Here is an 18,281-nt window from a genome sequence, read left to right on the forward strand (position 1 = left end):
CGCTGAAAGCATCTAAGCGTGAAACCAGCCTAAAGATGAGGTTTCTCATTACGTAAGTAAGTAAGGTCCCACAGAGACGATGTGGTTGATAGGCCGGGAGTGGAAGTACAGTGATGTATGGAGCGGACCGGTACTAATAGACCGAGGACTTGACTTAAGCAAGTATGCAAGACTATGTATGGCCTTTGATTCGTAGATACTTTTCTTTGTGGTTGTCAGGGTATGACCCTGAATAATTCAGTAGCGATAGCTGCGGGGATCCACCTGTTCCCATGCCGAACACAGCAGTTAAGCCCGCAAACGCCGAAAGTACTTGGGTGGAAGCGCCCTGGGAGGATAGGAAGCCGCTGATTATAGAGTGAATCAGACTTAAATGTCGGAGTCGACGTTTAAGTCTGGATACACTTATACTGATTTATTCGGTATATAGGGGTATAGCTCAATTGGTAGAGTAGCGGTCTCCAAAACCGTTGGTTGAGGGTTCGACTCCTTCTGCCCCTGCCATTTTTATGACTCGGTAGCTCAGCTGGATAGAGTGACTGACTACGAATCAGTAGGTCTAGGGTTCGAATCCCTACCGGGTCACCAACAAATTTTGTTCGAACTCCCAATCCTAGCATTTTGTTTAGGATTGGGAGTTTTTCGTTAATACTATTCTTGTTAAAATATAATGTTTAAAGAAACATGATTTTTTTGAAAGCACTCACCATGTAGATATAGTGAGTGTTTTTTATATTACCGGTCTGCTTTGCAGCATATATTGAAATATTTTGGATTTATCTATTTTTTCGTATAGTTAAAATATGAGTTGCCGAGTATAAGACTGATGCAGTATTTATATGGTTAGGATAGCAATAAATGAGCTATAATGAATGTTAGTTGTATTTTTCTTTTATTTCGACTATTATATATATTATATGTGATTAATGTAGGTGGATATAAAGAGTAAGGAGTATTCAATTCATGAAAATTTCTGAGTTAGGTGAATTTGGTTTTATTGATGCAATTAAAGAGGGAACACTGTTTAATCCTGAATCTGTTGTTATCGGTATTGGTGATGATGGCGCGGTTTATAAGACGACTGTGGGAATGGAACAAATAGCGGTCATTGATACGATGGTAGAAAATAGCCATTTTATTATTCAACGAACGGGAGATTGGTATGATGTAGGAATTAAAGCGGTTGTTTCTAATTTAAGCGACATTGCAGCGATGGGTGGTATTCCTACTCATATTGTGCTTTCAACAGCAATTGCCGGGAATATGGAAGTGGATGACCTGATATCTTTGTACAAGGGAATTAAGGATATTTGTCGTAAATATAGTGTGAATATTATTGGCGGTGACACTGTAATGTCTAAAGAGGGATTAGTTATTACAGTAGCTGCTTTTGGTGAAATTGAGGCAGGCAGAGCGATTCCCCGAGGTGGGGCAAGGATAGGTGATATCGTAGCGGTTTCTCATACTTTAGGAGACTCAGCGGGTGGATTAGATGTCTTGCTTGCAGGGGAAAAAGGGTATGAAAAACTCAAAAAAGCTCATCGTTTTCCAGAGCCGCAGATAGAATTAGGAAGATTACTGGTAGAACATAATTGTCATAGCTTAAACGATATAAGCGACGGCTTAGCCAGTGAAATAAATGAAATTGCTTCAGCCAGCAAGGTGGAAATCGTGTTGGATCGCGAGGCAATTCCTATCAGTGATGAATTGAAGATATGGTCGGAAAAGACGGCGCAGGATATTTGGAAATTTGTTCTAAACGGCGGAGAAGACTATGAATTGGTATTTACTATGAGTCCCGAAGACTTCGCAGTACTTCAAAAAACATACATTCATGTAACTGCTATTGGCAGTGTTCGTCAAGGGCCTGTGGGAGTAAAAATTTCTCATAAGGGAATAGAAAATAAATTACTGCCTTTGGGATTTCATCATTTTAGCGAGGAATAAAATAATGGAGATAGATGTATATACACATTCGGAAAAGAATACCATACAATTAGGAACTATTCTTGGAGCTATTCTGAAATCAGGGGATGTCTTAGCTTTGCAAGGTGACTTGGGCGCTGGCAAAACTCATTTTGTTCAAGGAATTGCAAAAGGAATGGGAATTACGGATATAGTTGTGAGTCCGACTTTTACGATATTTAATTATTATGAAAATGAACTGCCATTGCAGCATTTTGATTTTTATCGATTGGAAGAAGACTATGAGTTAGACGATCTAGGTTTCGACGATTATATATCAAATGGAGTGACTGTCATTGAATGGTCTGAAAAATTTCCGGATCGCTTACCCGTTGATGCTGCAACCATTAGTATAGAAAAAAAAGGTCCAACAGATCGCTTATTTCATTTTATATTTTCAAGTGAACGTTGGATACAAGTTGAAAAAGAGGTACAGAATTATGTTGCTAGCCATTGAAACATCTAGTTTAGTATCTAGCGTTGCTCTTTTGCATAATGACACATTGCGTGCCGAACTTACAATACAGGCAAAATTGACCCATTCTGAGCAGCTTATGCCGCATATTGCTGATATGCTGGATAAGGCCTCTGTGCCGAAAAATACAATTGACAGTATTGCGGTTGCTATCGGCCCTGGCTCTTTTACGGGACTGCGGATTGGACTGGCCACAGCTAAGGGATTGGCGTATGCTTGGAACATTCCTATTGTGGGTGTTTCTACGCCGGAAAGTTTAGCATGGAATAGTATAGGCTGCGCGGATTTAATTTGTCCGTTAATTGATGCGCAAAAGGGAAATGTTTATTTTTCCTTATATGAATGGCAGGGAACGCAGCTTATAGAACGCCTTCCTATTGGCATAAAAAACGTAGAGGATGTTCTTATTATGCTTGAAAAATATGACCGGCCTGTCTCATTTTGTGGGGATGGAGCATTGTTGGCAAGGCGTGCTATAGAACAAAGAAATTGTCTTTTTCGTATGGCACCGCCAACCATGGTTATCCCCCGCGCGGGCAGTGTGGCACTGGCAGGTGCTTTGCGACTTGCCGAAGGCAGTGCAGATGATTGCATGAGCTTGACGCCTTCGTATAAAAGGCGGAGTGAAGCCGAAGTACTTTGGGAAAAACGGCATGGCGGTCAATCATGTCTATGAAGATGCGTGAAGCACAGCGGAAGGATTGTGAAGGGATATGTCTAGTTGAACAGGAATCATTTTCTCAGCCTTGGACTAAAGATGCTGTTATTAACGAACTTATGAATAAAGATCTTACCCTGTATTATGTATTAGAAGATGAACAAGGCGTTATATGGGGCTATGCCGGATTATGGCATGTACTTGATGAAGGACAGATTACCAACATCGCGCTGCGAAAAGCTTGCCGCGGCCGCGGATATGGAGAATTACTATTGCGGTTATTGATGGAAACTGCATGGGAACGCGGCTGTTCAGTGATATTTCTTGAAGTACGTTTTTCTAATTTACCGGCACTTCGTCTATATCGGAAATTGGGATATACGGTTGTAAGTGTTCGTAGGCAATATTACACACAGCCGATGGAGGACGCTTATGTTATGAGTTGTGAGCGAAAAAAATATCGCTGGGCCGATAGATAGGTCTGGAGAAAGAAGTTATGATATATGTATACATTAGCGTTAGAAACCAGCTGTGATGAAACATCAGCAGCAGTCATATTAGATGGACGTAACATTTTGTCCAATGTCATTTCAACGCAGGTTCCTATTCATCGCAAATTTGGTGGTGTTGTCCCGGAAATAGCATCCAGACAGCACATAGAATACGTTATGCCAATCATTGATGAAGCGCTGAGTCAAGCAGCGATTACACTACAAGAAGTGGATCATATCGGTGTAACCTATGGCCCAGGACTTGTGGGAGCACTACTTGTTGGAGTGGCTGCGGCAAAAGCAATCAGTTTTGCCTTAGATAAACCTCTTATAGGCGTAAACCATATGGAAGGGCATATTTTTGCTAATTTTCTAAGTCATCCTGATTTAGAGCCGCCATTTTTATCTTTAGTTGTATCGGGAGGACACACACAGCTTGTATGTATTGAAGGATACAATTCTTTTAAACTTTTGGGACAAACTCGGGATGATGCCGCGGGAGAAGCTTTTGACAAAATTGCCAGAGTTATGGGATATCCGTATCCGGGAGGGCCACAGATTGATAAACTGGCTAAAGAAGGAAATTCGAATGCTATTATATTTCCTAAAGCGCTCCATGAAAGAAATAATTTCGAATTTAGTTTCAGTGGCCTGAAATCGGCAGTTCTTAATTATCTTCATACACAAGAACAACGTGGTTTGGGGTATGTTGCAAGTGATGTGGCAGCAAGTTTTCAAAAGACGGTGGTGGATACATTGGTTGAGAAAACGATCAATGCTGCCGCCTATTGCGGAATGAAAAAGATAGCAGTTGCGGGCGGTGTAGCAGCTAACAGCGGTTTGGCGGAAGCTATGGAAACAGCCTGCCGTGCCCATGGATATACATTATATCGTCCGGAACCGGTTCTTTGTACCGATAATGGTGCCATGATCGGCTGTCGGGCATACTATATGGCCATGGAAGGCCGGTTTGCCGATTTAACACTCAATGCCAATCCCGCGTTGGCAATAACATCTTCACAGAGGTGATAAAAATGGCATTCATGAATGATATATGCCGGGAAAAAAGCATACTATCTGATGTACAGATTCGTATATTAAATAATAGTGTAGATTTACTGCAGTTTGCCAGTGATTTATCACAGCGTGAAATTAATGTTTTTGTATTAGGTAAGCAAAAGGACACACTCGTTCTTGCAGCACAGCGCACTCCCTTATTTCTGCGATTAAGTGAAACTGTGGCAGAAGCAGCATCTGGTGAAAGCATTACGGCTTATGATGAACCTTTGGCCTTGCGGGTCTTTCATACGGGAACGCCTTTAAAGGGTGCCAAAGAACGAGAATTCGGCAAAATGGAGCCCATGATGGCGTATCCTTTTGTTGATAATGCCGGAGATACGATCGCTGTCATTACCTTTGTTGGGAAAGTCGAAAATAATCGCAATATACTTACTGATACAGCGTTTCAAGCATTACAAGTGCCTATTATAGATGAATCACGCAAGCTATATCAGACCTTATCCGTGCAAGATGGCATTATCCTTATCAGTGGGGAGGGAAAAGTTGTATATGCGGATGAAATGGCTGAAAGCATTATGCATCTTCGCGGTCGGGACATACGACTGGCAGGTGAAAATATTTATAACAGCCGTGTAAATTTATCCGGAGCGAAAAAAGCGTTAGCAACGCATGAAGGGTTTGTCGAGGATATACGTCATGGGAAGATTATTTTTACACAAAGAGTAATCCCGCTCCTCAGCGGAGGAAAAGTATCCCGGATTATTATTGTTATTACGGAACGGACAGAAATTCACCGCAAGGAAGAAGAATTGATGGTTAAGACATCGGTTATTAAGGAAATTCATCACCGTGTCAAGAATAATCTTCAAACGATAGCCAGTCTTTTGCGTATGCAGATGCGCCGGGTAGAGAGTCAGGAAGCCAAAGATGTATTACAGGAAAGCTTGCATCGTATTTTGAGCATTTCTCTGGTGCATGAAATATTATCGCATCATGATGAAGAAAATATTGATATTTCAGATGTAGCACAAAAATTGTTGACCTTGCTTTTACATAGCATGGTAAGCCGCGAAAATCGTATTGAGGCTAAATTTGAAGGACAGAAACTAATTTTGCCTTCAGAGGCAGCGACTTCATTAGCATTAGTGATTAATGAGTTAATTACTAATGCTATCGAACATGGATTTGAGGGAATTCATGAAGGAACGATAAGCGTAACCATTCATAATGAAGGAACATGGGGAATGATGGTAATAGCTGATAATGGAAGAGGTATGGATATAGAGGCGGTCCGAAATTATAAAGGACGTAAGCACTTGGGTTTACAGATTGTATCTACACTGGTAGAAAAGGATCTGCAGGGAACGTTGAAATTTTCTTTAGCAGAACCACAAGGAACGAAAGCCATTATTCGATTTCCGTTGCATACGAAGGGGGAATAATACATTATGGGATATAGAGTAGTAATTGGTGATGATGAATCTATTATTCGCATGGATTTGAGAGAACTGCTGGAGGAAGCGGGACATACTGTTGTAGGGGAAGCAGTAGATGGTGTGGAAGCATTGGAAATGGCCCGCAGCGAAAAACCGGATATTGTTTTGCTGGATATTAAAATGCCGCGGTTAGATGGGATACATGCTGCTAAAATGATCGTTCATGATAATATTGCGCCAGTACTTCTTCTTACAGCATACAGCCAGCAGGATATTGTAGATAAAGCAAAGGTATCAGGTGTATTAGGCTACATTGTAAAGCCTATCAGCCAAGTAAATCTATTCCCTGCAATGGAAATTGCTATTTCACAGTTCCAGCGGCAAAGAGAAATTGCCAGCCAACTGGAAGAAATGAATGAAACGTTAGAAACACGGAAAGCCGTAGATAAGGCAAAAGGATATTTAATGGAAATATATAAAATTTCTGAACGTGAAGCATATCGACGGCTGCAGCAGTATAGCATGAAAAACAGAAAATCACTGAGAGCAGTGGCTGATGCTGTTGTTAATAGTGCACAGCGTCGGCAGCAAAATAATAAATAATAGGAAATATAAAAAAGAATGGGAAAAGACTTGATTTTTTTCCCATTCTTATGTAATATATAAGAGTAGTTAGCACTCGACAGTAATGAGTGCTAACAAAAAGGTGAAAAATTTATATTTTTCGAGGAGGAGTTAAAATGATTAAACCGTTAGGAGACCGTGTAGTAATTCGTGTGTTAGAAAAGGAAGAAAAGACTGCCAGCGGTATTTTCTTACCAGATACAGCAAAAGAAAAACCGTCCCAAGGTGAAGTTATTGCCGTTGGTTCAGGTAAATTGCAGGACGATGGCACTCGCGTTGCGATGGAAGTCAGTGTGGGTGACAAGATTATTTTCTCCAAATATGCCGGTACAGAAGTCAAGGTAGAAGGCAATGAATATTTGATTGTCAGCGAACGAGACATTTTGGCTATTATGTAATATAAAATAACTATATAAAACAGGAGAGTGAATATATTATGGCTAAACAGATTTTGTTTAATGAAGATGCACGCCGTGCATTGGGAAAAGGCGTTGACGCGTTAGCTAATGCTGTAAAAATAACATTGGGACCTAAGGGTCGTAATGTCGTATTAGATAAGAAATTCGGGGCACCGACCATTACTAATGACGGTGTTACGATTGCCCGCGATATTGAATTAGAAGATCCGTTTGAAAATATGGGTGCACAACTTGTAAAAGAAGTTGCTACAAAAACCAATGATGTAGCAGGTGATGGCACAACGACAGCTACTTTACTGGCTCAGGCTATGATTCAGGAAGGTATGCGCAATGTGGCTGCCGGCGCTAATCCAATGATTTTAAAACGCGGTATTGAAATGGCTGTAAAAAAATTGGTTGAAGAAGTTCAGAAACGTTCTATTGCTGTTTCAGACAAAGAATCGATAGCACAAGTTGCGTCTATTTCTGCAGGTGATGAAGAAATCGGCGGTCTTATTGCTGATGCAATGGAAAAAGTCGGCAAAGACGGCGTTATCACAGTTGAAGAATCAAAGACAATGGGAACACAGTTGTCTGTTGTTGAAGGTATGCAGTTTGACCGTGGTTATATTTCTCCGTACATGGTAACCGATCCGGATAAGATGGAAGCTGTTATGAGTGAACCGTATATCTTGGTTACAGACCGCAAAATTGCATCTATTCAGGAAATGCTCCCGACGTTAGAAAAAGTTGTACAGGCTGGCAAAGAATTATTGATCATTGCGGAAGATGTAGAAGGGGAAGCATTGGCAACCTTGGTTGTCAATAAACTTCGCGGTACATTTAAAGCGGTAGCTGTTAAAGCTCCTGGTTTTGGTGATCGCCGCAAAGCGATGCTTCAGGATATTGCCGTTCTTACCGGTGCAACCGTTATTTCTGAAGACGTAGGACGTAAACTTGACAGCATTACAATGGATGACCTCGGTACAGCTCGTCAAATCCGCGTATCTAAAGAAGAAACAACGATTGTGGAAGGCCATGGCAATTCGGATGAAATTAAAGCTCGTGTTTCCCAGATTAAAGCGCAAATTGCTGACACGACTTCTGATTTTGATAAAGAAAAATTGCAGGAACGTTTAGCAAAAATGTCCGGCGGTGTAGCTGTTATTGAAGTCGGTGCTGCTACAGAAGTAGAACTTAAAGATAAAAAATTACGGATTGAAGATGCTTTGAATGCTACACGTGCTGCTGTTGAAGAAGGTATTGTTGCTGGCGGTGGTACTACGTTCTGCGACATTTTGCCGGCTTTGGATGAATTGACAGCAGAAGGAGACGTGCAGACAGGAATCAATCTTGTTAAACGTGCGGTAGAAGAACCTGTTCGTCAGATTGCCAATAATGCGGGTCTTGAAGGCTCTGTTGTTGTAGCTCAGGTTAAAGCACAACCTGATGGAGTAGGATTTAATGCTTTAACAGAAAAATATGTCGATATGGTTAAAGCGGGTATCGTTGATCCGGCTAAAGTAACTCGTTCTGCTTTGCAGAATGCGGCATCTATTGCAGCTCTGGTTTTGACCACAGAAACGCTGGTTGCTGACAAACCTGAAAAAGAACCTGCTATGCCTGCAGGTGCTGGTGCCGGCATGGGCGGTATGGGCGGCATGGGTGGCATGATGTAAATCATCCTGCTTGTAAATTCTCCGTGTAATCTACAAACTCCTATTCACTATAAAAGGACGTACAGCGTTGCTGTGCGTCCTATTTTTATATTTTTAAATAGCGGTAAAATTGAGAAAAGTGTTTTTTAGATACGATGTCCTATACCTGATGGCATGAATTTACATCACGAAAATGAATAAAACACGATGACTTAAAAGTTTTGATAATAATTAGAGAAAAACACTTGTCAAATGTCGTAATTAATAGTATAATACTTATTGTTCGATACAGACAGACGAACACCATATTCCTCGATAGCTCAGTTGGTAGAGCAATCGGCTGTTAACCGATTTGTCGTAGGTTCGAGTCCTACTCGGGGAGCCATGGCCCCTTGGTCAAGTGGTTAAGACACCGCCCTTTCACGGCGTGAACGTGGGTTCAAATCCCGCAGGGGTCACCACAATGAAATCTCAGTCTTTGGACTGAGATTTCAATATATGGGCGATTAGCTCAGCTGGGAGAGCGCCTGCCTTACAAGCAGGATGTCAGCGGTTCAAGCCCGTTATCGCCCACCAAGAATAAGATCCGTGCAAATGGGTCTTATTTTTTTTTTGATACTTCTATAGAATATAATTGAATTGAGGCAGATATACTGTATTTTAGTGGAATTGTTCAATAAAAATAAAAAATTATATTGTATAAAATAAGACAAATGTTTATTTAGAATGGACAAAAAGAGAAAATACAGATGAATATTTTGATGTAATGTCACTAAAAAATAAAAAATATGACAAGAAATAGCTTAAAATACACGTAAAATGACAACTATAAGTAAAAATTAGAAATAGATTAGAGGAAAATAAATCTCTTGACAGTATACATTCAAAAAGAGTATGATAGGTATGTAGACAGGTAATAAATTATATGAAAGATAAATTATTACCGAATAGCGTTACTATTTGAAGGGAGACGAATGAAGGATGAGCAGTAAGCCGGAAGTAACTTTAAAAATGGTACAGGAAGCACAAGGTCGCTTGAAAGGGGTAGCACAGAAAACGGGGTTATCTTTTACAAATTCTGTCAGCGACGTAGCTGATTGCAAAGTATGGTTAAAATTGGAAAATTTGCAGCGTACAGGGTCTTTCAAGTTAAGAGGTGCATATAATAAAGTAGCATCACTGACGCAAGAAGAACGCGATAAGGGTGTCATTGCAGCTTCGGCAGGAAATCATGCACAGGGGGTAGCATTGGCTGCCAGCGTGTATGGCTGTCAGTCGACGATTTGCATGCCAAAACATGCTCCCCTGTCTAAAATAGCTGCGACACGCAGCTATGGGGCAAATGTAGTTCTTTTTGGAGACTTTTTTGATGAAGCGGCTGCCAAGGCAAATGAACTAGCTGAAAAAAACGGATATACTTTTGTACACCCATTTAATGATCCCCTTGTTATTGCCGGTCAAGGTACCATTGCTTTGGAAATTATAGATCAGCTTCCCGATGTGGATGCTATTGTGGTTCCTATCGGCGGCGGCGGATTGATTGCCGGTATTGCTGCGGCAGCAAAAAGTGTTAATCCTAAAATTAAAATCATTGGTGTTCAGACAGAAAATATGCCGTCTATGCAGACCTCTATCAATCAAGGGAAAATTCTGACAGTGGAAGGCAAAGCAAGTTTGGCAGACGGTATTACCGTTAAGACTCCTGGGGATTTAACTTTTGAATTAGTAAAAAAATATGTTGATGATATCGTGACGGTTGATGAAACAGAAATTGCCGAAGCTATTCTTTGGCTTATTGAACGGGTAAAAACTGTTGCAGAAGGCGCTGGTGCCGTTCCGGTAGCAGCTCTTATGAATGGTAAAATTACAGGATTGCGTAACAAAAAAGTTGCAGCTATGGTCAGCGGCGGCAATATTGATGTGAATCAAATGACGCGTATTATTAACGGCGGTTTGTTGAAATCCTGGCGTAAAGCTTATTTCAACACCGTAATTCCTGATCGTCCGGGAGAACTTGTACGGCTCTTATCTATTGTCAGCGAATCGGGAGCAAATATTTTATCAGTTACGCATGAACGCAGTCAGCATGGTATCGAAATTGGATATACGGCCGTTTCTCTTGAACTGGAAACGATAAATGAAAAACATGTGGAACGATTAATGAAGCAGTTGAAGGACAAACAATATCAGGTTTCCATTAAGTAAGTAGTATATAAAAATTTTATTAGGAGGAAATGTGATGGAAAAACAAGGAATGGAGCGTGGCTTAAAGCCTCGCCACGTAGAGATGATTGCGCTGGGGGGAACAATCGGGGTAGGGTTGTTTATGGGATCAGCCAGCACGATCCAGATGGCGGGGCCATCCGTACTTATTTGTTATGCTATTGCAGGGTTAGTAATGTTTTTTATTATGCGTATTATGGGGGAAATGTTGTATCTTGAACCGGTGACTGGTTCGTTTGCGACTTATGGACATAAATATATTTGTCCGTTTGCAGGTTATATGACTGCATGGTGCTACTGGTTCTTGTGGGTGGCAGTAGGCTTGTCAGAAGTTACGGCGGTAGGGATATATGTTCATTATTGGTTTCCCTTGGTGCCGCAATGGATATCGGCTTTTGGCGGTATGCTTATTGTTGCGATTGCGAATATGGCGGCTGTTAAGTACTACGGTGAATTTGAATTCTGGTTTGCTATTATAAAAGTTACGACCATCGTAGTAATGCTTGTTGTCGGAGCCATGGTTATTCTGTTTGGTTTTGGCAATGGCGGTGTTCCCATTGGATTCTCAAACCTTTGGTCGCATGGAGGTTTCTTCCCTAATGGATTAGGTGGCATGTTAGCTGCCATGTGTGTAGTTGCTGCAGCTTTCCAAGGTGTCGAATTAGTGGGTATAACAGCCGGTGAAGCACAGAATCCAAAAGAAACACTGCGCAAGGCTACAAAAAATATTGTATGGCGTATTTTGATATTCTATATTGGGGCGATATTTATCGTTGTTACATTATACCCTTGGGATCAGTTGGGAATGCTGGGGAGTCCTTTTGTAACGACCTTTGCTAAAGTCGGCATTACTTCAGCAGCTGGTATCATTAATTTTGTTGTTCTTACAGCAGCACTATCTGGCTGCAACAGCGGTATATATAGTTCTGGCCGTATGCTGTATACATTAGCTCAAAATGGACAGGCACCGAAAATTTTCGGAAAATTATCAGAAAATGGTGTTCCGCGCAATGGTGTCATGGTTACTATTTCCTGTCTTATTTTTGGGGTTCTCTTGAACTTCTTGATTCCGGATTCAAAACTGTTTTTGTATATTTACAGTGCCAGTGTATTTCCGGGAATGGTGGCTTGGTTTGTACTTGCATATGCTCAGAAAAATTTTAGAAAACACTGGGGAGAAGAAGTCATGGCAGCACATCCCTTTAAATCTCCGCTATATCCATATGCTAATTATTTCTGTATAGCATTTTTGGCTCTGGTAACGGTGGGTATGTGGTTTAATCCAGATACTCGCATGTCGCTTATTGTCGGATGGATTTTTATGGCGATACTTACGGTAGGATATTTTGCGGCAGGTCTTCATAAGAAGAAATATGCCGATCAAACTTCCGATGTTTCTTCGGAAATGCCGGAAGGCGAAGGACATTAATTAAATAAAATGAATAAAAGGCAGTCTGGCCTGTCAGCTCCGGGATACAGACTGCTTTTTATTTAATTTTGAATACTATATTGGTTTTACTGAAATCAATGACGGATATTGACGTATTTTGAAAAATACAGTAAAATAAATAATCATATAAATTATTTTATAAGAGATAAAATTTTATATATTAATATAATTATTCGCATTGGATTGCATTTTGGGGGAGAATTACTTGGAAAAAAATAAGAAAGAAAAAATAGGGAAAAATATATTGCAGTATTATGTACCCATGGTCCGATATATTGCGGATATTATTGGACCCCATTGTGAAGTTGTATTACATGATGTCCAGACACCAGGTACTTCTATCATTGCGATACGCAATGGTTATGTAAGCGGACGGACTATTGGCGGCCCGCTTACTAATTTAGGGTTGAAACTTATTGAATCTTCCCCAAGCTTTCAAGAAGAATCTTTAGTTAATTATGCTAGTAAAACCAGTGAGGGAGAAAATCTTGTCTCGTCAACTTATTTTATTCGTGACGATGCGGGAAAACTCGTGGGGATGTTATGTGTTAATATATTGAAATCCGGAGTAGCGGCTTCCTTGCCGCAAATAAATAATGTTGATATCAATCGTCAGGAAACACTTAATAGTGGAGTACATGATGTTAATGAATGGTTGCGTCCTTCTTCTGATCAAGTGGTAAGTCAAGCAGTGCAAGACTTGGTAGAGGAGCGGGAAGCAACGGTAGACCGCCTGACTTTTCAGGAGAAAAAAGAAATTATTTATCTCCTGAAAAAGAATGGTATATTTAAAATTAAAGGTGCCGTTAATCAAGTCAGCGAATTGCTTAATGTTGCTGGAAGTACTATCTATCGCTATTTATCGCAAACTAAATAGAATAAATTATTTTAAGGAGATGTTGTATTATGTCAGTTAAAGTTATTAGTACCGAAAAAGCTCCAGGTGCCGTTGGCCCTTATTCTCAAGCTATCAAAGCCGGTGATTTTCTTTTTGCATCCGGACAGATTCCTTTGAATCCGGAAAATGGTAAAATTGTAGGCGGTGGTGTTGCTGAACAGACAGAACAGTCTTTGAAAAATGTGGGAGCTATTTTGGCAGCTGAAGGCTTAACCTATGATGATGTTGTGAAGACGACCGTTTATATTACCAACATGAATTTCTTTGGTACTGTCAATGCTGTGTATGGAAAATATTTCCAGAAGACACTGCCGGCACGTTCTTGCGTAGAAATTTCCAAGCTTCCTAAAGATGCATTGGTTGAAGTAGAAGTTATTGCATATTGCGGTAAATAAAAAAGTAATACATTCTGTTTTTTTGTATACTGCTTGCGAATTTCGTATAAATGCAAATAAAAAATCACTGCTAGGTGTTGCAGATGCAACTCTTAGCAGTGATTTTTTTTGCTATCATAGTGACAGAATCACGTATGTGTTTATATGTTATATTTTTCACTTGAGAAAAGAGGAAGAAAAATGGGCTATCAATTACGCACAGAATCATTGCGCAAGGTTTTTGATGCATGGAGTAAAGAGTATGATATCTATGCTCCGAAGATATTTGAAGGTACGGGACGTTTTTCTGAAACCGATGTAATCCGTTATGGGATAGTTTCATCTCCAGAAGAAATTGTATGGGATCAACGTTCGGAATATTCTTTTAAAGAAATAGTAGTACCCATTTGTCAGACCTTGTTTTATTTTACGGAGACACAAATCAAAGAAGCAGATTTTCCACAAAAAAAGGCCATTATTTTTTTGCGCAGCTGTGATTTACATGCGGTGAAACGCTTGGATTATATGTTTCGCGATAACGGACCGGCAGATTATTATTATGAAAAACTTCGTGAAAATGTAAAGTTTGTACTTATCGGTTGTGAGAAAAGCTTTGATGATTGCTTTTGTGTTTCCATGGGAACGAATAAAAGCAATGTATATGATGCGGCGGTGAATGTCAAGAATGAAACGTATTTCTTTGACTGTAAGGAGAAGTATTTGCAGGAAGCGTTACAGAAATTTGCGGTCAGTGAGATTCCCGTTGCCGTAGAGTATGTAACAAGAAATAAGGTGACAGTACATATTCCGGAAGAACTTGATTCAGGAGCGGCGGCAAGCACGATATGGGATGAATATGATAAACGTTGTATTACATGCGGACGGTGCACGATCGTTTGTCCTACTTGCACTTGTTGGTCAATGCAGGATTTGTTTTATTCAGAAAATGGGAAAGCCGGAGAACGTCGGCGTGTCCAAGCGTCTTGTATGATTGATGGATATACAGAGGTAGCGGGCGGCGGATGTTTTCGTCAAAAAAGCGGACAACGCATGCGTTTTAAAGTACTTCATAAAGTTCTTGATTTCAAGAAACGCGCAGGGTTTCAAATGTGTGTCGGCTGTGGACGCTGTGATGCTATATGCCCGGAATACATTTCATTTTCTCATTGTGTAAATAAACTGGGTGATGCTATGCGGGAGGTAAAAGAAAATGGCAAAAAATGAATATTTACCGTTTCGTTCTACTATATTGAAAGTTATACGACATTCCGAAAAAGAATATACATTTCGCATGGCGTATGATAAAGCAAATGAATTTCCTGTGAAACCGGGACAATTTTTTGAAATTTCTATTCCGAAATATGGAGAAGCACCTATTTCAGTTAGTGGGATCACCCATCATTCTTTGGATTTTACAATTCGTCGTGTCGGGTCCCTTACAGATGAAATTTTTGAAAACTATGAAGGTGGGTCCTTTTTTATGCGGGGACCATACGGGAATGGTTTTGATGTAACTATGTTTAAAGATAAAGACATTGTTTTGGTAGCGGGTGGCTCAGGACTCTCTCCGGTGCATGGTGTTATTGATTATTTTGCCGATCATATGGAAGAATGCCGGAGTCTGACTGTTATTGCAGGATTCAAATCTATCGAAGATATACTGTTTCGTGCCGATATTGTCCGGTGGAAGGAAGATGGAATCTGTATTATTGATACAGTGGATGCAGCTCCGGAAGGATATACGGGACGTACGGGGATGGTTACTAAGTATATATCAGCATTACAGTTTAAAAATATGGCGCATGTGATAGCCGTTGTTGTAGGTCCGCCGCCTATGATTAAATGGTCTATCAAAGGGTTGAAGGATATTGGTGTGGATGAAGAGGATATCTGGTTATCTGAATCACGGAAAATGTGCTGTGGTCTTGGAAAATGCGGTCATTGCCGTATTGGTGATATATATGTTTGCCAGGACGGTCCCGTTTTTAAATATACTAAATTGCGTACATTGATCGATTAATAGGAGGTATATGACATGGATATGAATTGTGGCAATTTGAAAAAAAATGCCTTTCGTGTGACAAAACAGCGTGGAATTACCGCCTCCCGCGTACGTATTCCGGGAGGACATATGAATGCTGCCATTTTAGGACAAATCCAGCATATTGCAGAAACCTATGGCAGTGGAGAGGTGCATGTGACGTTGCGGCAAGGTTTTGAAATCCTGGGGATTCCTTTTGAAAAGATCAAGGAAGTTAATAAGGCCCTGCAGCCGATCATTGAAGAGCTGCATATCAATCAAGGAATTGCCGATACTGGATATAGTTCTTCCGGGACTCGCAATGTTATGGCTTGTATCGGCAATCGGGTATGTCCCTTTGCCAATTATGATACGACGGCATTGGCACAGCGTATTGAAAAAGCGATTTTTCCAAATGACTTGCATTTTAAAATAGCACTCACGGGATGTCCGAATGATTGCGGTAAAGTTCGTATGCATGATTTTGGGATTATTGGCATGACGGAACCGCAATTTGATCCGAATCGCTGCATCAGCTGCGGAGCCTGTGTAAAGAAATGTGAGCAGTTATCCGTCAAAGCGCTGCGGATGGAAAAATTCAGGCCGATTCGCAATACAGATCGCTGCATTGGCTGTGGAGTCTGTGTTCATGCTTGCCCTAATCGCGCATGGACGCGCAGTAAAATAAGGTATTTCCGGTTAACACTGTTAGGTCGTTCTGGGAAAAAGAATCCACGGATGGGAATCGATTTTATTAAATGGGTAGATGCGGATAGTATAGTCAAAATCATTACTAATACCTATGCCTATGCAGCGCAGTATATTGACCCGCAGGCACCGGGTGGTAAAGAACATATTGGGTATATTGTAGATCGTACAGGTACAGCCGAATTTCTTAAATGGGCAATGAAAGATGTACATCTGCCGGATAAGGCCGAAGTGTATTCACCATTATATTGGAACGGCATTCGATATAGTGGTTTAAAATAAGGAGGATATACCTATGTTTTCAGATGAATATAATGCTTCTGCTATAGCAGCAAAGGCAAAAATTACTATGTTGGAAAATAATCCGGCAGGCTATTTTGCAGCGTCTGTTTTAGCAGGTGCCTATATCGGTTTTGGTATTTTGCTTATCTTTACGATTGGCAGTATGCTGGGCAATCAGCCGTATACCAAAATTATCATGGGAGCCTCCTTTGGCATTGCCTTGAGTTTGGTCGTTATTGCCGGAGCGGAATTGTTTACAGGAAATAATTTTATTATGGCCAGCGGTGTTGTAAAGAAAACCATTCGTGTTATGGATGTGATCAAGCTTTGGTGTATCTGCTATGCAGGAAACTGGGTCGGTGCGGTGCTCTTGTCCTTGGCTTTTTATGGAGCACAAGGGCCTTCCGGCAGTACAGGACAATATATAGCTGCCAGTGCAGCTGCAAAAATGGGGTTATCGCCGCTAGTCCTATTTCTTAGAGGCGTACTATGTAATATACTTGTGTGTCTTGCTGCATGGTGCGGCTTCCGGTGCAAGTCAGACAGTGGAAAATTAATTATGATCTTTTGGTGTTTATTTGCATTCATAACTTGTGGATTTGAACATAGCATAGCCAATATGACATTACTCACCGTTTCTTTATTAGCGCCTTTTAATGCGGCAGTAAGTGTATGGGGATACATATACAATCTAACTTTTGTGACATTGGGAAATATTGTCGGTGCTGTTATTTTTCTGGCGGTACCTTATGGAATGATGACAAGAGAAACAAAAATAAAGTAAAGAGAAAGAATATTGGCAGTATAGAGAAAAGTCCATGACTGACGCAAGGAAAATAAAGTAATAGTACTATAATTACGTTGCTGTAATATAAAAAAAATCTGGGTGTTTATAATAAGCACCCAGATTTTTTTACGTTACAGCAACGTAAAGGTATTATGGTCAAAATCAATAAGTCCATCCTTTTTCATACGTGCTAGTTCACGAGCCAGTGCAGTCCGGTTGGCACAAACATAATCGGCAAGTTCTGTACGATTTAAGGAAAGAGAAAAATTGGAATTTTTTGAACGCTGTGACTGAAAAGAAAGGAAGGTGAGAATTTTTTTGCGCAGCGTTTTTTTTGAGGTGACTTGTAGTTTTTTCATGAGTTGAGCATTTTTGTCGGCCAGCATAGTTACCATATTCTCAATGAGCTGCTGATGAAAAGGACAAGCTTGACTGCAAGAATGAAGAACCTTATGAAACGGGAGAATCATAGCTTTTGTGTTTTCGGCGGCCATAAAGGAAACACAGGAAGTCAAGTCAGTGCCGCAGGCAAAGGTTTCACCAAAAAGTTCACCTTTTCTGATGACGGCGAGGATTGATGTATCATTCCAAGTATCCTCATGGATCATGTGAATCGTACCGCTTAGGACGATACCTACATAGTTAATTTCTTCTTGGGATAAAGCTATAAAATCGTTTCGTTTATATAGTTTTGTCCTGCCGCCTAAGCATTGCAGCATAGGTGCCAGTTCTCCCATTTTTATACCAGAAAAAAGAGATAAATCAGAATATTTTTCAGAACCATCATTACAAGGAGCCATCATATACACCTCAT

Annotated in this window: 18 protein-coding genes, 5 tRNA genes and 2 rRNA genes; 24 read left to right on the forward strand and 1 reads right to left on the reverse strand. The window is 40.5% G+C overall.

Features of this window, described 5'->3' with window-relative positions; all coding sequences use genetic code 11:
• The 24 genes from BLR11_RS11195 to BLR11_RS11310 form a co-directional block, all read left to right on the forward strand.
• Positions 1-157, forward strand: a 23S ribosomal RNA gene (locus tag BLR11_RS11195); the annotation flags it as partial.
• A 79-nt stretch (positions 158-236) separates the two neighbouring features.
• Positions 237-353: ribosomal RNA gene (gene rrf / locus BLR11_RS11200) — 5S ribosomal RNA — on the forward strand.
• A gap of 75 nt (positions 354-428) precedes the next feature.
• Positions 429-504, forward strand: a tRNA-Trp gene (locus BLR11_RS11205).
• A gap of 7 nt (positions 505-511) precedes the next feature.
• Positions 512-588, forward strand: a tRNA-Arg gene (locus tag BLR11_RS11210).
• 375 nt (positions 589-963) lie between these two features.
• Positions 964-1,947, forward strand: coding sequence for a thiamine-phosphate kinase (gene thiL, locus BLR11_RS11215; RefSeq protein WP_091652076.1), 984 nt, complete (start codon positions 964-966; stop codon positions 1,945-1,947).
• A 4-nt stretch (positions 1,948-1,951) separates the two neighbouring features.
• The gene (gene tsaE / locus BLR11_RS11220) at positions 1,952-2,422 is read left to right on the forward strand and encodes a tRNA (adenosine(37)-N6)-threonylcarbamoyltransferase complex ATPase subunit type 1 TsaE (protein WP_091652078.1); all 471 of its coding nucleotides are present in this window, start codon (positions 1,952-1,954) and stop codon (positions 2,420-2,422) included.
• Positions 2,406-3,116: a tRNA (adenosine(37)-N6)-threonylcarbamoyltransferase complex dimerization subunit type 1 TsaB gene (gene tsaB / locus BLR11_RS11225; RefSeq protein WP_091652080.1), complete on the forward strand. Its 711-nt coding sequence runs from the start codon at positions 2,406-2,408 to the stop codon at positions 3,114-3,116. Before tsaE ends, tsaB begins: the two co-directional genes overlap by 17 nt.
• Positions 3,107-3,577: a ribosomal protein S18-alanine N-acetyltransferase gene (rimI, locus tag BLR11_RS11230; protein WP_342707205.1), complete on the forward strand. Its 471-nt coding sequence runs from the start codon at positions 3,107-3,109 to the stop codon at positions 3,575-3,577. Before tsaB ends, rimI begins: the two co-directional genes overlap by 10 nt.
• 24 nt (positions 3,578-3,601) lie before the next feature.
• On the forward strand, positions 3,602-4,618 hold the full coding sequence (gene tsaD, locus BLR11_RS11235) for a tRNA (adenosine(37)-N6)-threonylcarbamoyltransferase complex transferase subunit TsaD (RefSeq protein ID WP_091652083.1): 1,017 nt from the start codon (positions 3,602-3,604) through the stop codon (positions 4,616-4,618).
• A gap of 5 nt (positions 4,619-4,623) precedes the next feature.
• On the forward strand, positions 4,624-6,051 hold the full coding sequence (locus BLR11_RS11240) for a sensor histidine kinase (RefSeq protein ID WP_245675146.1): 1,428 nt from the start codon (positions 4,624-4,626) through the stop codon (positions 6,049-6,051).
• 6 nt (positions 6,052-6,057) lie between these two features.
• Entirely contained in the window at positions 6,058-6,648 is a 591-nt protein-coding gene (locus BLR11_RS11245) for an ANTAR domain-containing response regulator (RefSeq protein ID WP_091652086.1), read from the forward strand.
• Positions 6,649-6,785: 137 nt separating this feature from the next.
• The gene (groES, locus tag BLR11_RS11250) at positions 6,786-7,067 is read left to right on the forward strand and encodes a co-chaperone GroES (RefSeq protein ID WP_091652088.1); all 282 of its coding nucleotides are present in this window, start codon (positions 6,786-6,788) and stop codon (positions 7,065-7,067) included.
• A 38-nt stretch (positions 7,068-7,105) separates the two neighbouring features.
• The gene (groL, locus tag BLR11_RS11255; RefSeq protein ID WP_091652090.1) at positions 7,106-8,746 is read left to right on the forward strand and encodes a chaperonin GroEL; all 1,641 of its coding nucleotides are present in this window, start codon (positions 7,106-7,108) and stop codon (positions 8,744-8,746) included.
• A gap of 288 nt (positions 8,747-9,034) precedes the next feature.
• Positions 9,035-9,110 (forward strand) — tRNA-Asn (locus tag BLR11_RS11260).
• A 1-nt stretch (position 9,111) separates the two neighbouring features.
• Positions 9,112-9,186, forward strand: a tRNA-Glu gene (locus BLR11_RS11265).
• Positions 9,187-9,225: 39 nt separating this feature from the next.
• Positions 9,226-9,301: transfer RNA gene (locus BLR11_RS11270), tRNA-Val, on the forward strand.
• 405 nt (positions 9,302-9,706) lie between these two features.
• The gene (gene ilvA / locus BLR11_RS11275) at positions 9,707-10,930 is read left to right on the forward strand and encodes a threonine ammonia-lyase (RefSeq protein ID WP_245675147.1); all 1,224 of its coding nucleotides are present in this window, start codon (positions 9,707-9,709) and stop codon (positions 10,928-10,930) included.
• A 34-nt stretch (positions 10,931-10,964) separates the two neighbouring features.
• Positions 10,965-12,377 carry an amino acid permease gene (locus BLR11_RS11280; protein WP_091652093.1) on the forward strand — a complete coding sequence of 471 codons (1,413 nt, stop codon included), beginning with the start codon at positions 10,965-10,967 and terminating at the stop codon, positions 12,375-12,377.
• Between the two features lie 226 nt (positions 12,378-12,603).
• Positions 12,604-13,275 (forward strand): helix-turn-helix transcriptional regulator, encoded by a 672-nt coding sequence (locus BLR11_RS11285; protein WP_091652095.1) that lies wholly within the window; start codon positions 12,604-12,606, stop codon positions 13,273-13,275.
• A gap of 29 nt (positions 13,276-13,304) precedes the next feature.
• The gene (locus tag BLR11_RS11290) at positions 13,305-13,691 is read left to right on the forward strand and encodes a RidA family protein (RefSeq protein WP_091652097.1); all 387 of its coding nucleotides are present in this window, start codon (positions 13,305-13,307) and stop codon (positions 13,689-13,691) included.
• Between the two features lie 180 nt (positions 13,692-13,871).
• Positions 13,872-14,894, forward strand: a complete 1,023-nt coding sequence (asrA, locus tag BLR11_RS11295) for an anaerobic sulfite reductase subunit AsrA (protein ID WP_091652100.1) — start codon at positions 13,872-13,874, stop codon at positions 14,892-14,894.
• Complete coding sequence (asrB, locus tag BLR11_RS11300) at positions 14,881-15,690, forward strand: anaerobic sulfite reductase subunit AsrB (RefSeq protein ID WP_091652103.1); 810 nt, start codon at positions 14,881-14,883, stop codon at positions 15,688-15,690. Before asrA ends, asrB begins: the two co-directional genes overlap by 14 nt.
• Before the next feature lie 15 nt (positions 15,691-15,705).
• Positions 15,706-16,680 carry a sulfite reductase subunit C gene (gene asrC, locus BLR11_RS11305; protein ID WP_091652107.1) on the forward strand — a complete coding sequence of 325 codons (975 nt, stop codon included), beginning with the start codon at positions 15,706-15,708 and terminating at the stop codon, positions 16,678-16,680.
• Positions 16,681-16,693: 13 nt separating this feature from the next.
• Positions 16,694-17,464 carry a formate/nitrite transporter family protein gene (locus BLR11_RS11310; protein ID WP_091652110.1) on the forward strand — a complete coding sequence of 257 codons (771 nt, stop codon included), beginning with the start codon at positions 16,694-16,696 and terminating at the stop codon, positions 17,462-17,464.
• 134 nt (positions 17,465-17,598) lie between these two features.
• Here the strand turns inward: BLR11_RS11310 and BLR11_RS11315 are convergent, their stop codons facing one another.
• The gene (locus BLR11_RS11315) at positions 17,599-18,270 is read right to left on the reverse strand and encodes a Crp/Fnr family transcriptional regulator (RefSeq protein ID WP_245675148.1); all 672 of its coding nucleotides are present in this window, start codon (positions 18,268-18,270) and stop codon (positions 17,599-17,601) included.
• Positions 18,271-18,281: the final 11 nt, after the last annotated feature.

It is taken from the genome of Megasphaera paucivorans, assembly GCF_900103535.1.
Taxonomy (GTDB): Bacteria; Bacillota; Negativicutes; order Veillonellales; family Megasphaeraceae; genus Megasphaera_A; species Megasphaera_A paucivorans.